The sequence below is a fragment of the Streptomyces sp. NPDC003943 genome (genome assembly GCF_053605265.1).
This window is the reverse complement of the sequence record NZ_JBSGIW010000022.1, coordinates 37,298-50,993: the sequence shown is the minus strand read 5'-3', so window position 1 is coordinate 50,993 and position 13,696 is coordinate 37,298. Positions and strand designations below refer to the sequence as shown.

The window sequence follows — 13,696 nt, the reverse complement described above, 5'->3', positions numbered from 1 at the left end:
CGCACCACCTCACAGGAGACTCCTCGCGTGCAGACCTCCGCCGTCACGGACCTGGCGCACACCCATGCCCGGCCGGTGCACTGGCTGGCCACCGCCACCGCGATGGCCGGAGTCGTCGCCCTCGCGGGCCTGATCCAGCCCGGACCCGCCGGAGCCACTGCCGCACCGCCGGCCCCCCGGCCCGCCCCCGACGCCACCACGGCCCACTACCCGCTGCAGTGCGGGGGAGCCCCCAGCAAGATCGCCCAGAAGGCCACCGGAGACCTCGACGGCGACGGAAACCCGGAGACCGTCGCAGTCGTACACTGCGAAGCCGGCTCCGGCACACCACCGAGCGGCATCTACGTCCTCACCCACGGCAAGGGCACCGGCACGCCCGCCGCCCGCGTCGTGGCCACCCTCGTGGAACCCGCGCAGCAGAAGAACGTGACGGGCTTCGCCGTCCGCGACGGAGCCGTCCGGGCCACCCTGCTCGGCTACTCGTCCCCCGACGTGCCCAGCTGCTGCCCCGACCAGAGCGAGCAGGTCACCTGGCGCTGGCGTGCGGGAACCTTCGTCCGCACCACCCAGGACCAGGCCCGCGCGGTCTGAGCCGCCGGGCCCGTCACACCACCGTCACCGGGCCGTCACTCGGCGTCGGGACCGTACACCTCGACGCCGTCCCGCACCCGCCGCACATGGATGCAGTCGCCCGGGCACTCCTTCGCCGAGTCCACCACGTCCTGCAGCAGCGGCAGCGGCACCGGCGTCGTCGCCCCCACCTCCTGCAGCAGCTCGTCGTCCGCGCTCTTCACATACGCGAGCCCGTCGATGTCGAGCTCGAAGACCTCCGGAGCGTACTGCGCGCAGATACCGTCCCCCGTGCACAGGTCCTGGTCGATCCAGACCTCCAGCGCCTCCTCGGCGCCCACGGCCGGGGCCTCGTGCTGCACGCTCATATCTGCTGCCGTTTCTGCTTCACGCGGACAAGTCGGGCCAAGCCTGACGGGTGTTGACCACCCATGACGATACCTCCGGCCGCTTTTGCGGGCTTCGCCGGTGGGTATTCCCCTGGCGTGAGGGGAAGCGCAAGGGTGAAGATCGGACACACCCCGGAGTCTTTTTGATCTAGGGGTTTCAATCATCACCCGCCCAGGTAGGGTCAGGAAGCGTCCAGCTCCCCTTGGAGGAGGTGAGGACCGTGGCAGCCCACGACGACGACATCAACCGCGGCATCCGGCCGGGGCGGGGGTCTGAGGACCCCGCCGGTCAGGTTGCCTATCTCGAGCAGGAAATCGCCGTCCTGCGCCGCAAGCTCGCCGACTCTCCGCGTCACACGAGGATTCTCGAGGAGCGGATCGTCGAGCTGCAGACGAACCTGGCCGGCGTGTCCGCGCAGAACGAGCGGCTCGCCAATACGCTCCGTGAGGCCCGCGACCAGATCGTGGCCCTCAAGGAGGAGGTCGACCGGCTCGCACAGCCACCGGCCGGCTTCGGTGTCTTCCTGCAGGCCAACGAGGACGACACATGCGACATCTTCACCGGGGGCCGCAAGCTCCGGGTGAACGTCAGCCCCAGCGTCGAGCTCGACGAGCTCAGGCGGGGCCAGGAAGTCATGCTCAACGAAGCGCTCAACGTGGTCCAGGCCATGGAATTCGAGCGCGCCGGGGACATCGTCACCCTCAAGGAGATCCTCGAGGACGGCGAGCGCGCCCTGGTCATCGGGCACACCGACGAGGAACGAGTGGTGCGACTCGCCGAGCCGCTCCTCGACATCACCATCCGCCCCGGCGACGCCCTGCTCCTGGAACCCAGGTCGGGCTACGTCTACGAGGTGGTCCCCAAGAGCGAGGTCGAAGAACTCGTTCTGGAAGAGGTCCCGGACGTCGACTACGACAAGATCGGCGGTCTGGGCAACCAGATCGAGCTGATCCGCGACGCGGTCGAGCTCCCGTACCTCTACCCGGACCTCTTCAAGGAGCACGAACTGCGGCCCCCGAAGGGCATCCTGCTCTACGGCCCGCCCGGCTGCGGCAAGACGCTGATCGCGAAGGCCGTCGCCAACTCCCTTGCCAAGAAGGTCGCCGAGGTCACCGGGCAGCCCGCCGGGAAGTCCTACTTCCTGAACATCAAGGGCCCCGAACTCCTCAACAAGTACGTCGGCGAGACCGAGCGGCACATCCGCCTCGTCTTCCAGCGTGCCCGGGAGAAGGCGAGCGAGGGCACCCCCGTCATCGTCTTCTTCGACGAGATGGAATCCCTCTTCCGCACCCGCGGATCCGGAGTCAGCTCGGACGTGGAGAACACCATCGTCCCGCAGCTGCTCGCCGAGATCGACGGCGTGGAGGGCCTGGAGAACGTCATCGTCATCGGCGCCTCCAACCGCGAGGACATGATCGACCCCGCGATCCTCCGCCCCGGCCGGCTCGACGTCAAGATCAAGATCGAGCGTCCGGACGCCGAGGCCGCCAAGGACATCTTCGCCAAGTACCTCACCTCCTCCCTCCCGCTGCACGCCGACGACCTCGCCGAGCACAGCGGATCGAAGGAAGCCGCCGCCCACGCCATGATCCAGTCCGTGGTCGAGCAGATGTACGCGGAATCCGAGGAGAACCGCTTCCTCGAGGTCACGTACGCCAACGGCGACAAGGAAGTCCTCTACTTCAAGGACTTCAACTCCGGCGCGATGATCCAGAACATCGTCGACCGGGCCAAGAAGATGGCCATCAAGGCATTCCTCGACCACGACCAGAAGGGCATTCGCGTCTCCCACCTCCTCCAGGCATGCGTGGACGAGTTCAAGGAGAACGAGGACCTTCCCAACACCACCAACCCCGACGACTGGGCCCGGATCTCCGGAAAGAAGGGCGAGCGGATCGTCTTCATCCGCACCCTCGTCACCGGAAAGCAGGGCGCGGACACCGGTCGCTCCATCGACACGGTGGCCAACACCGGTCAGTACCTGTAGTGACGCGCACCGGCTGCGGAGGTCCGGAAAACGGGCATCCGCAGCCGTCGCTTTCCACTCAATGATTCGCTTCTGATCTCCCCGTACACGCGCGGCCGCTCTAGGCTCGTGGGTACCGCCGAATCACGCAGACTGCGGGGAGCGGCGCCGGGCAAGGAGGGCCGCATGACCGTACGGCGAGTAATGGGCATCGAGACGGAGTACGGGATCTCCGTCCCCGGGCACCCCAACGCCAATGCCATGCTCACCTCGTCCCAGATCGTCAACGCCTACGCGGCGGCGATGCACCGGGCGCGCCGCGCCCGCTGGGACTTCGAGGAGGAGAACCCGCTGCGGGACGCCCGCGGCTTCGACCTCGCCCGCGAGGTCGCCGACTCCAGCCAGCTCACCGACGAGGACATCGGCCTCGCCAACGTCATCCTGACCAACGGGGCACGGCTCTACGTCGACCACGCCCACCCCGAATACAGCGCCCCCGAGGTCACCAACCCCCGCGACGCCGTCCTCTGGGACAAGGCCGGCGAGCGGATCATGGCCGAGGCGGCCGAACGGGCCGCCCAGCTCCCGGGCGCCCAGCCGATCCACCTCTACAAGAACAACACCGACAACAAGGGCGCCTCCTACGGCACGCACGAGAACTACCTGATGAAGCGGGAGACCCCCTTCTCGGACATCGTGCGCCACCTCACGCCCTTCTTCGTCTCCCGCCAGGTGGTCACCGGCGCCGGCCGCGTCGGCATCGGCCAGGACGGCCGCGAGCACGGCTTCCAGATCAGCCAGCGCGCCGACTACTTCGAGGTCGAGGTCGGCCTGGAGACCACGCTCAAGCGCCCCATCATCAACACCCGCGACGAGCCCCACGCGGACGCCGAGAAGTACCGGCGACTGCACGTGATCATCGGCGACGCCAACCTCTCCGAGATCTCCACCTACCTCAAGCTGGGCACGACGTCGCTCGTCCTGTCCATGATCGAGGACGCCTTCATCACCGTCGACCTCGCCGTCGACCAGCCGGTACGCACCCTCCACCAGGTCTCGCACGACCCGACGCTCCAGTATCTGATCACGCTGCGCAGCGGCCGCACACTCACCGCGGTGCAGCTCCAGATGGAGTACTTCGAGCTGGCCAGGAAGTACGTGGACGAGCGCTACGGATCGGACGCCGACGAGCAGACCAAGGACATCCTGGTCCGCTGGGAGGACACGCTCAACCGCCTGGAGAACGACCCGATGAGCCTCGCCGGCGAACTGGACTGGATCGCCAAGCGCGAGCTCATGGAGGGCTACCGCCGCCGCGACGGCATCGACTGGGACGCGGCCCGGCTGCACCTCGTCGACCTGCAGTACGCGGACGTGCGCCCCGACAAGGGCCTGTACAACCGTCTGGTGGCCCGCGGGCGCATGAAGCGCCTCCTGGACGAGCCGACGGTCGAACGGGCCGAGACGAACCCTCCTGAGGACACCAGGGCCTATTTCCGCGGCCGCTGCCTGGAGCAGTACGCGGACGACGTCGCCGCGGCCTCCTGGGACTCGGTCATCTTCGACCTCCCCGGCCGCGACTCCCTCCAGCGCGTTCCCACCCTGGAACCCCTCCGGGGTACCCGGAACCACGTCAAGGAACTTCTGGACCGCTGCAGGACCGCGGAAGAACTGGTCCGCGTCCTTTCCGGCGGCTGAGCGGACCGAGCGAGTGCGGCCGAGCGCGGCTGAAATGCCCGGGCACTGGGAATCATGAGACCAGTGCCCGGACGTTGCAGAAACTGCGGGGCCGATGTCAGTCCCGGCTTGTAGGGTCTGATCTTGTACAGATCCAATCGAGCGGGCCGATTCGAGCGGGGTGAGGTTAATGGCGACCAAGGACACCGGCGGCGGACAGCAGAAGGCGACGCGTTCCACCGAGGAGGTCGAGGAGACCACGGCGGAGGCGAGCTCCGACCTCAAGGAACGCCAGGAGAAGCTTTCGGACGACGTGGACTCCGTCCTCGACGAGATCGACGACGTCCTCGAGGAGAATGCCGAGGACTTCGTGCGAAGCTTCGTTCAAAAGGGTGGCCAGTAGAGCTCATTCGCCTTCGAATCGAAGGTGAGGGGCGGGTGTCTGGTGCTGGGGCCGTGAAGCGATGCGTCCGGCGCGGCGAGGAGAAGCCGCGCCGGGCGTTCGCGGCCCAGCGGGCCGAGCCGGATGGCTCGCCACACCACTGCCGGGTCCATGGAGCCGGGCCGCGGCGCACGTGCGCGCAGACCGCGGGCCGGCAGGCCGGACCGGCGGCCCACGGGGGGCACAAGCACTGCCCGGGGGCCGGGCGAGACCACGCGATCGTGTCCCCGGACGGTCTCCGCGGCAGCTGTCGAAAAGCCCCGGCCGCGCATGTGGATCATTGCCACGAGACGGGTAGGGTCCGTGGCGTACTGTGCTTCAACTGCAATTCGGCCATCGGAAAGTTGGGAGACGATCCCGACGTCCTTCGTCGGGCCATCGCATACCTGGAGGGAAACGCGTGGAAGCAAACAAGATGAGCACCGGGCGTCTCCCAGCAGCCTTCCTGACGCCGGGCTCCTCGTCCTTCATGGACTTCCTGGCGAACCACTCGCCGGAGCTGCTCCCGGGCAACCGGAAGCTTCCCGAGGGGATCGTCGAGGCGCCGCACGGCACCACCATCGTCGCCGCGACCTTCCCCGGCGGGGTCGTGCTCGCCGGTGACCGGCGGGCGACGATGGGGAACATGATCGCGCAGCGGGACATCGAGAAGGTGTTCCCGGCCGACGAGTACTCCGCGGTCGGCATCGCCGGCACCGCCGGTCTCGCCGTGGAGATGGTGAAGCTGTTCCAGCTGGAGCTGGAGCACTTCGAGAAGGTGGAGGGCGCCACGCTCTCCCTGGAGGGCAAGGCGAACCGCCTGTCCACCATGATCCGTGGCAACCTCGGCATGGCCATGCAGGGGCTCGCCGTCGTCCCGCTCTTCGCGGGCTGGGACGAGGGTCGGGAGAAGGGCCGGATCTTCTCCTACGACGTCACCGGCGGCCGCTCCGAGGAGCACGGGTACGCCGCCACCGGCTCCGGCTCGATCTTCGCGCGCGGGTCGATGAAGAAGCTCTACCGGGACGACCTGACCGAGCAGCAGGCCACCACGCTGGTCGTCCAGGCGCTGTACGACGCGGCGGACGACGACTCGGCGACCGGTGGGCCCGATCTGGCCCGGCGGATCTTCCCGATCGTCACCGTCATCACCGACGAGGGCTTCCGCAGGCTCACGGAGGCGGAGTCCTCCGAGCTGGCCCGGTCGGTCACCGAGCGGCGTCTCGAGCAGCCCGACGGGCCGCGCGCCGCTCTGCTCTGACCGTCACTCGTCGACCCTGTAGAAGCCCAGTAGAAAGGGACGGTAGCCGGTGTCCACGCCGTTCTATGTCTCACCTCAGCAGGCCATGGCCGACCGGGCGGAGTACGCCCGCAAGGGCATCGCCCGCGGTCGCAGCCTGGTCGTCCTCCAGTACGCCGACGGCATCGTCTTCGTCGGCGAGAACCCGTCCCGCGCGCTGCACAAGTTCAGCGAGATCTACGACCGGATCGGCTTCGCCGCCGCCGGCAAGTACAACGAGTACGAGAACCTTCGCATCGGCGGCGTGCGCTACGCCGACCTGCGTGGTTACACCTACGACCGTGACGACGTCACGGCCCGCGGTCTGGCCAATGTGTACGCCCAGACGCTGGGCACGATCTTCTCCAGCGCGGGCGAGAAGCCGTACGAGGTGGAGCTGGTCGTCGCCGAGGTCGGTGCGGAGCCGGACGGCGACCAGATCTACCGGCTGCCGCACGACGGGTCGATCGTCGACGAGCACGGTTCGGTCGCGGTCGGCGGCAACGCGGAGCAGATCAGCTCCTTCCTGGACCAGCGGCACCGCGACGGGATGTCCCTGGCCGAGGCGCTGAAGCTGGCCGTGCAGGCGCTGTCCCGGGACACCAACGGCACGGAGCGGGAGATCCCCGCGGAGCGGCTGGAGGTGGCGGTCCTGGACCGGACGCGTCCGCAGCAGCGCAAGTTCAAGCGGATCGTCGGCCGGCAGCTCAAGCGCCTGCTCGAGGCGGACGACGTGTCCGTGGTGAAGACGGACGACCCGTCGGACGAGGTCCCGGAGGACTAGGGTCCGCCGGCGGACGACGAGGGCCCCGGAGCCGTACATCTCTGTACGGCTCCGGGGCCCTCGCGCGTACAGGCGCCTAGGCGGCCGGTGCCGGGCCCGAGGAGCCCCGCACGACCAGGCTGACGGGCAGGTCTCCGGCCTCCGGCTCGCGGCCTTCGAGGACGGCCAGCAGGGCCGCCATGCCGCGCTCGCCGATGCGCTCGGCGGGCAGGCCGACGGTGGTGAGTTCGGGTTCGAGGGCGGTGGCGAGGGCCAGGTCGTCGAAGCCGGTGACGGAGAGGTCCTCGGGTACGCGCAGGCCGAGTCGGCGGGCGGCCTTGCAGGCGCCGGCGGCGAGGATGTCGTCGTCGCAGACGACGGCGGTGGGCCGGGGTCCCGGCGCGGTGAGGGCGCGCTCGGTGGCCTCGCGGGCGCCCTGGACGTCGAGGGGCGCGCGTACGGTCGTGACGGTGGTTCCGCGCAGGGTCTCGGCGAGGGCGGCGGCGCGGACGTCGAAGGTCCAGGACGGCACGGCCGAGGCGAGGTGCAGGAAGCGCCGGTGGCCGAGGGCGAGCAGGTGGCCGGTGACCTGGCGCATGCCGTCGGCGATGTCGAGGTTGACGTGGGCCGCGGCGCCGCTGCCGGCGGGGTCGCTGTCCAGCATGACGAGCGGCAGGTCGGTGCCGCCGAACGCCTTGAGGGCGTCGGTGGCCATGGAGGAGGCGATGACGCCGTCGAGGGCGGCCCGGGCGGAGGCGAAGGGGTCCTTGGCGGGGCCGATGCCGGCGGGGGAGGGGTAGAGGACCACGCCGAAGCCGTGCCGGGCGGCGACGGTGGCGGCGCCGGTGTAGACGCGGGCGAAGAACTCGTTGGTGAGCGCGGGGACGACGAGGAGGGCCGTGCGGGTGCGGCCGAGGCGCAGGTTGCGGGCGGCGAGGTTCGGACGGTAGCCGAGCCGGGCGGCGGCTTCGCGGACGGCGCCGGCGGTGCGTTCGGAGACCCGGCCGCGCCATTTGTCGCCGAGGACGAGGGAGACGGTCGCCTGGGAGACTCCGGCCGCTGCGGCGACGTCCCGGCTGGTGGGGCGGCTGGCGCCGATCGGTTCCGGGCTTGACACGCGTACCTCCGCGGCGGCTTTCTGCAGGACCGTTCACGCGCCCGGGGTGGACCCGTGCGCTGCGGTCATGGTACGTATGACGAGTAACGTTATACGTAAAACCTCGGGCGGAGACCCTGGGGAGGGGAGACGACATGGCCACCGAGGCCAAGGCCGAGGCGAGCGGCGGCTATCTCGACATCCTGCGCGCGCCCCACGCGGCGCGCCTGCTCGTGGGCACCCTCGTCGGCCGGCTCCCCAACGGCACCGGTCCCATCGCCATCACCGTGTTCACGCGCGCCGAGGGCGGCAGCTACAGCCTCGCGGGCGGCCTCATCGCCGTGTACGGCCTCGCGACCGCCGTCGGCCAGCCGCTCCTCGGCCGGGCCGTCGACCTCAAGGGCCAGCCCCGCGTCCAGCTGCCCGCCGCGGTCATATCCGCCCTCGGCATGGCCGCGCTCGCCGTCACCGGCATCGGCAACCTGTTCCTCGCCTACGCCGCCATGCTGGTCGCCGGGCTCTTCACGCCGCCCCTGGAGGGCGGCCTGCGGGCCCTGTGGCCGAGCGTCCTCGGCCGCGAGGACCGGGTCCACCGCGCGTACGCCATGGACGCCGTGGCCCAGGAGGTCATGTTCACCGTCGGGCCGCTGCTGCTGACCCTGCTCGTGGCGCTCTGGTCGCCCGCCGCCGCGCTCGTCGTCATCAACGTGCTCGGGGTCGTCGGCGCGCTGTCCGTGGTGCTTTCCAAGCCGTCCCGCGCCTGGCGCTCCGCGCCCCGCGAGGCCCACTGGCTCGGCGCGCTGCGTTCGCCCGGGCTGCTCGCCCTGCTCGGCTCGTTCTTCTTCGTCGGGCTCGCCCTCGGCTCCATCACCGTCGCCGCGGTGGCCTACGCGGACGACCGGGGCGACCAGGCCGTCTACGGCTGGCTGATGGCCGCGCTCGGGCTCGGTGCGCTGATCGGCGGCACGGTCTACGGGGCCCGGCAGTGGGCCGGTGCGCCCGAACGGCGGCTGCGGGTGCTCGTCCTGCTGCTCGCGCTCGGCTACCTGCCGCTGCTCCTCGTGCCCGGCCCGGTCGCCATGACCGCCCTCACCGCCCTCGCCGGCGTCTTCCTGGCCCCCGCGCTCGCCTGCGCCTTCATCGTGGTCGACCGGCACGCGCCGAGCGGCACGGTCACCGAGGCGTTCTCCTGGCTCGTCACCACGTTCGGCGTCGGCGCCGCCCTCGGCTCGGCCGTCTCCGGTCCGGCCGTCGAACTCGCCGGGACCCCCGCCGGTTTCGCCGTGGCCGGGATCGGCGGCTTCGTCGCCTTCCTCGTCCTCCTCGCCACCGGCCGGGTCCTCACGGCCGTGCGGGAGCCGCGACACGCCGTCAACGGGGGCGCCGGGAGCGAGGCCGCGCAGGCCGGGCGGGCCGAAAAGAACGCGCACGCGTAGTAAATCGATCGGAACGGGGTCGTCGAACCCGGTTTCAGAAGAGGCCGTCAGGCGTAATGTTCTGACATGGACCGCCGCATTTTCGGGCTGGAGAACGAGTACGGCGTCACGTGCACGTTCAGGGGACAGCGCCGACTGTCTCCTGACGAAGTGGCGCGGTACCTCTTCCGCCGTGTCGTGTCATGGGGCCGCAGCAGCAATGTCTTCCTGCGGAACGGCGCCCGCCTGTACCTTGACGTGGGTTCGCATCCGGAATACGCAACTCCCGAATGCGACAACGTGGTCGAACTGGTCACCCACGACAAGGCCGGCGAGCGCATTCTCGAAGGACTCCTCGTCGACGCGGAACGCCGCCTGCACGAGGAGGGAATCGCGGGCGACGTCTATCTCTTCAAGAACAACACCGACTCCGCCGGAAACTCCTACGGCTGCCACGAGAACTATCTCGTCGCCCGCCACGGCGAGTTCTCGCGGCTCGCGGACATCCTCATTCCGTTCCTCGTCACCCGCCAGCTCATCTGCGGCGCCGGAAAGGTGCTGCAGACCCCGCGCGGTGCCGTCTACTGCGTCTCCCAGCGGGCCGAGCACATCTGGGAGGGCGTCAGCTCCGCCACCACCCGTTCGCGCCCCATCATCAACACCCGCGACGAGCCGCACGCGGACGCCGAGCGCTACCGCCGGCTCCACGTCATCGTCGGCGACTCCAACATGTCCGAGACGACCATGCTGCTCAAGGTCGGCGCCACCGACCTGGTGCTGCGCATGATCGAGGCGGGCACGGTGATGCGCGACCTGACCCTGGAGAACCCGATCCGGGCCATCCGCGAGGTCAGCCACGACATCACCGGCCAGCGCAAGGTCCGGCTGGCCAGCGGCCGTGAGGCCTCCGCCCTGGAGGTCCAGCGGGAGTACTTCGAGAAGGCGTCCGACTTCGTCGACCGCCGCGGCATCCGCAGCGGCACCGTCGCCCAGGTCCTGGAACTGTGGGGCCGCACCCTCGACGCCATCGAGGAGGAGCAGCTCGACCGTATCGAGACCGAGATCGACTGGGTCATGAAGTACAAGCTCATCGAGCGGTACCGGGCCAAGCACAACATGACCATGTCGCACCCGAGGGTCGCGCAGATAGACCTCGCGTACCACGACATCCACCGCCGCCGCGGGCTGTACTACCTGCTCCAGAAGAACGGGCAGGCGGCGCGGGTGTGCAACGACGTGAAGATCTTCGAGGGCAAGTCCGTGCCCCCGCAGACCACCCGGGCCCGGCTCCGCGGTGACTTCATCCGCCGCGCCCAGGAGCAGCGCCGGGACTTCACCGTCGACTGGGTCCACCTCAAGCTCAATGACCAGGCGCAGCGCACGGTGTTGTGCAAGGACCCGTTCCGGTCGGTCGACGACCGGGTGGAAAAGCTGATCGCCGGAATGTAGGACGCGTACGGCGATCCACAGGTCGTTCACACGGCTGCACTCCTCGGCCCCGCACGTTCCGCGTGCGGGGCCGACGGCTTCACAGAGCGGTCCCCTAGAGTGTCCGGACAACTACTGTGCCGTCTGAGATCTGAGGAACCAGTGCGCCGACTTGCCGGCCTGCTCGTCGTCCCGCTGCTGCTGCTGACCACAGCGGCCTGCGGTGGCGACGACAAGGGCTCCGAATCCGGTTCGATGAAGAACGGGCTTCCCGCCATCACCGCGGGGGAGAAGTTCGGGGAGAAGCCGACCCTCTCCAAGGGCGTGGGCGACCCGCCCAAGGCCCTCAAGGTCAACGTCATCAGCGAGGGCACGGGCGCGGTGACGAAGAAGGGCGACGCCCTCCAGGTGAACTACCTGGGCCAGGCCTGGGACTCCACCACCCCCTTCGACAACAGCTTCGACCGGAAGCAGCCCTTCGAGCTGACCCTTGGCGCCGGCCAGGTCATCAAGGGCTGGGACCAGGGCCTGGAGGGCCAGAAGGTCGGCAGCCGCGTCGAGATCGGCATTCCGCCGGAGCTCGGTTACGGGGCGCAGGGCCAGGGCGACATCAAGCCCAACGCCACCCTGGTGTTCGTGGTCGACATCCTGAAGGCCGTCACCATCCCGAAGTCCGCCGAGGGCACCGTCGTCGCCCAGGACGACAAGGACCTGCCGAAGGTCGGCACCAACACCGACGGCAAGCAGCCCTCGCTGACGGTTCCCAAGGTGAACCCGCCCACCAAGCTGGTCTCCAACTACATCCTGGAGTCCAAGGGCGAGGTCGTGAAGGACACCGACACGGTCGTCGTGAACTACGTCGCCGCCCTGTGGAAGGACGGCAAGGTCTTCGACTCGACCTACACCATGGGCAAGCCCGCCAACTTCCCGCTGGGACAGCTGACCCTGAAGGGCCTCAAGGACGGCATCGCCGGCAAGAAGGTGGGCAGCCGCATCCTGATCGTGGCGCCGCCGTCGGAGGCCTTCGGCGACCAGGAGAAGCAGGGCATTCCGAAGAACTCCACGCTGGTGTTCTCCGTCGACATCCTGGCGAAGATGTAAGACTGTCCCGGTCGCGCGGGCCATCGTCCGCACGGTTCATCAGTATGAGGAGCACACTGCAGTGAGCATCGAGAAGCCCGAGGTCGACTTCCCGGGCGGCGAGCCGCCGGCCGATCTGGAGATCAAGGACATCTGGGAGGGCGACGGCCCCGTCGCCGAGGCCGGCAAGGACGTGCTGGTCCACTACGTGGGTGTCTCCTTCAGCTCCGGCGAGGAGTTCGACGCGTCCTGGAACCGCGGCAACCCGCTGCCGTTCCGCCTCGGTGTCGGCCAGGTCATCCCGGGCTGGGACCAGGGCGTGCAGGGCATGAAGGTCGGCGGTCGCCGCCAGCTGGTCATCCCGCCGCACCTGGCCTACGGCGAGCGCGGCGCCGGCTCCGCGATCGGCCCGAACGAGACGCTGATCTTCGTCTGCGACCTCGTCGCCGTCGGCTAGGACCGGCCGGCACCGACCTGACGGATTCACGTCGGTACCGAGGACCCCCGCCCCCAGGGTGGGGGTCCTCGGGCGTTTGTCCCGGCTTTTGTCCGGACCGCGCGGAGCGGTACGGTCGGACGTCTCAAGAAGTTCGAGAAGCGATCCGAGAAGCCGAGACGGCAGAAGAGGGTGCGGGGCGTCGATGGCGATTGCCAAGGCCGAGCGGCTGATGAATCTTGCGCTGTGCCTGCTCGGGACCCGTCGGCCGCTGAGCAAGAGGGAACTTCGCGGCTCCATCGAGGCGTACATGGAGGCGACCGGCGAGGACGCCTTCAACCGGATGTTCGAGCGCGACAAGGACGATCTGCGCGAGCTCGGCCTGGTCATCGAGACCGTCGAGAACCTGGACGGCGAGACCGGCTACCTGGCCCGCCGTGACTCCAACCGGCTGCCGCCCATCACTCTCGACGCCGAGGAGGCCGCGGCCCTGGGCCTGGCCGCCAAGGTCTGGCAGCAGGCCCGCCTGGCCGGGGCCGCCAGCGGTGCCCTGCAGAAGCTGCGCGCCGCCGGCATGCCGGAGGCGGAGGACTCGTACGACGACCGGCACAGCGCCCTCGAACCGCGCATCCCGGTCCACGAGGCCGCCTTCGAGCCGCTGATGCTGGCCTGCCGCGACCGCCGCCCCGTCGTCTTCGACTACCGCAAGGCCAACGCCGCCCGCCCGGAGACCCGGCAGGTGGAGCCGTGGGTCCTGGAGTGCTGGCGCGGCCACTGGTACCTGGCGGGCTGGGACCGGGACCGGGGTGCCGAGCGGGTCTTCCGGCTGTCCCGCATCACCGGCAGGGTGCGTTCCCGGGCGGGCGCCTTCACCGCGCCCGTACCCGACGTCGTCACCGTCCGCGAGACCGTCGAGAGCTGGGCGGGGGAGACCGCGACCCGCTCGGCCCGGATCCGGCTGCGGGCCGGCTGCGGCTATCCGTTGCGGGCCCGCGCCCAGTCGGTGACCGAGGGCGCCGACGGCTGGGACGAGCTGGAGATCCCGTACGGGCACGGGCTCGACGCCTGGCTGGTGGAGTTCGGCCCGGACGTGGTCGTCCTGGAGCCCGCCGACCTGCGGGCCGACGTGGTGGACCGGCTGCGCGCCGTGGCCAAGGGCTGAGGGAAGAGGAACG

The 13,696-nt window shown here is 69.6% G+C and carries 14 protein-coding genes; 12 read left to right on the top strand and 2 right to left on the bottom strand.

What is annotated here, in order from left to right; translation table 11 throughout:
* The first annotated feature begins 27 nt into the window (after window positions 1-27).
* Window positions 28-591, top strand: coding sequence for a hypothetical protein (locus ACWEV0_RS12420; RefSeq protein ID WP_453148894.1), 564 nt, complete (start codon window positions 28-30; stop codon window positions 589-591).
* A 35-nt stretch (window positions 592-626) separates the two neighbouring features.
* On the opposite strand, the gene ACWEV0_RS12415 is transcribed toward ACWEV0_RS12420, so the two are convergent.
* A complete protein-coding gene (locus tag ACWEV0_RS12415; protein WP_453148893.1) occupies window positions 627-938 on the bottom strand; it encodes a ferredoxin in 312 nt (103 codons plus the stop codon).
* A gap of 242 nt (window positions 939-1,180) precedes the next feature.
* Between ACWEV0_RS12415 and arc the strand changes: the two genes are divergently transcribed.
* The 6 genes from arc (at window position 1,181) to prcA (ending at window position 7,087) form a co-directional block, all read left to right on the top strand.
* Entirely contained in the window at window positions 1,181-2,947 is a 1,767-nt protein-coding gene (gene arc, locus ACWEV0_RS12410) for a proteasome ATPase (protein ID WP_403797101.1), read from the top strand.
* Window positions 2,948-3,112: 165 nt separating this feature from the next.
* The gene (gene dop / locus ACWEV0_RS12405) at window positions 3,113-4,624 is read left to right on the top strand and encodes a depupylase/deamidase Dop (protein ID WP_453148892.1); all 1,512 of its coding nucleotides are present in this window, start codon (window positions 3,113-3,115) and stop codon (window positions 4,622-4,624) included.
* Window positions 4,625-4,793: 169 nt separating this feature from the next.
* Entirely contained in the window at window positions 4,794-5,006 is a 213-nt protein-coding gene (locus ACWEV0_RS12400) for a ubiquitin-like protein Pup (protein WP_175439096.1), read from the top strand.
* 35 nt (window positions 5,007-5,041) lie between these two features.
* A complete protein-coding gene (locus ACWEV0_RS12395) occupies window positions 5,042-5,464 on the top strand; it encodes an endonuclease domain-containing protein (RefSeq protein ID WP_453148890.1) in 423 nt (140 codons plus the stop codon).
* The gene (gene prcB, locus ACWEV0_RS12390; protein ID WP_453148888.1) at window positions 5,446-6,285 is read left to right on the top strand and encodes a proteasome subunit beta; all 840 of its coding nucleotides are present in this window, start codon (window positions 5,446-5,448) and stop codon (window positions 6,283-6,285) included. Before ACWEV0_RS12395 ends, prcB begins: the two co-directional genes overlap by 19 nt.
* Before the next feature lie 49 nt (window positions 6,286-6,334).
* Window positions 6,335-7,087, top strand: a complete 753-nt coding sequence (gene prcA, locus ACWEV0_RS12385) for a proteasome subunit alpha (RefSeq protein ID WP_453148886.1) — start codon at window positions 6,335-6,337, stop codon at window positions 7,085-7,087.
* A gap of 76 nt (window positions 7,088-7,163) precedes the next feature.
* Here prcA and ACWEV0_RS12380 read toward each other — a convergent pair whose 3' ends face one another.
* A complete protein-coding gene (locus ACWEV0_RS12380) occupies window positions 7,164-8,183 on the bottom strand; it encodes a LacI family DNA-binding transcriptional regulator (RefSeq protein WP_453148884.1) in 1,020 nt (339 codons plus the stop codon).
* Window positions 8,184-8,317: 134 nt separating this feature from the next.
* On the opposite strand from ACWEV0_RS12380, the gene ACWEV0_RS12375 reads away from it, so the two are divergent.
* The 5 genes from ACWEV0_RS12375 to ACWEV0_RS12355 all read left to right on the top strand — a co-directional run bounded on the left by ACWEV0_RS12375 (window position 8,318) and on the right by ACWEV0_RS12355 (window position 13,683).
* Window positions 8,318-9,598 carry an MFS transporter gene (locus tag ACWEV0_RS12375; RefSeq protein WP_453148882.1) on the top strand — a complete coding sequence of 427 codons (1,281 nt, stop codon included), beginning with the start codon at window positions 8,318-8,320 and terminating at the stop codon, window positions 9,596-9,598.
* 66 nt (window positions 9,599-9,664) lie between these two features.
* A complete protein-coding gene (gene pafA / locus ACWEV0_RS12370) occupies window positions 9,665-11,026 on the top strand; it encodes a Pup--protein ligase (RefSeq protein WP_451611465.1) in 1,362 nt (453 codons plus the stop codon).
* A 141-nt stretch (window positions 11,027-11,167) separates the two neighbouring features.
* A complete protein-coding gene (locus tag ACWEV0_RS12365; protein ID WP_453148880.1) occupies window positions 11,168-12,106 on the top strand; it encodes an FKBP-type peptidyl-prolyl cis-trans isomerase in 939 nt (312 codons plus the stop codon).
* Window positions 12,107-12,167: 61 nt separating this feature from the next.
* Entirely contained in the window at window positions 12,168-12,542 is a 375-nt protein-coding gene (locus ACWEV0_RS12360) for an FKBP-type peptidyl-prolyl cis-trans isomerase (protein WP_451611463.1), read from the top strand.
* A gap of 184 nt (window positions 12,543-12,726) precedes the next feature.
* The gene (locus tag ACWEV0_RS12355; protein ID WP_451611462.1) at window positions 12,727-13,683 is read left to right on the top strand and encodes a helix-turn-helix transcriptional regulator; all 957 of its coding nucleotides are present in this window, start codon (window positions 12,727-12,729) and stop codon (window positions 13,681-13,683) included.
* Window positions 13,684-13,696: the final 13 nt, after the last annotated feature.

Coding starts and splice junctions, on each gene's coding strand:
- ACWEV0_RS12415 (WP_453148893.1), bottom strand. CDS start 938: ATGAGCGTGCAGCACGAGGCCCCGGCCGTGGGCGCCGAGGAGGCGCTG.
- dop (WP_453148892.1), top strand. CDS start 3,113: ATGACCGTACGGCGAGTAATGGGCATCGAGACGGAGTACGGGATCTCC.
- ACWEV0_RS12400 (WP_175439096.1), top strand. CDS start 4,794: ATGGCGACCAAGGACACCGGCGGCGGACAGCAGAAGGCGACGCGTTCC.
- ACWEV0_RS12375 (WP_453148882.1), top strand. CDS start 8,318: ATGGCCACCGAGGCCAAGGCCGAGGCGAGCGGCGGCTATCTCGACATC.
- pafA (WP_451611465.1), top strand. CDS start 9,665: ATGGACCGCCGCATTTTCGGGCTGGAGAACGAGTACGGCGTCACGTGC.
- ACWEV0_RS12355 (WP_451611462.1), top strand. CDS start 12,727: ATGGCGATTGCCAAGGCCGAGCGGCTGATGAATCTTGCGCTGTGCCTG.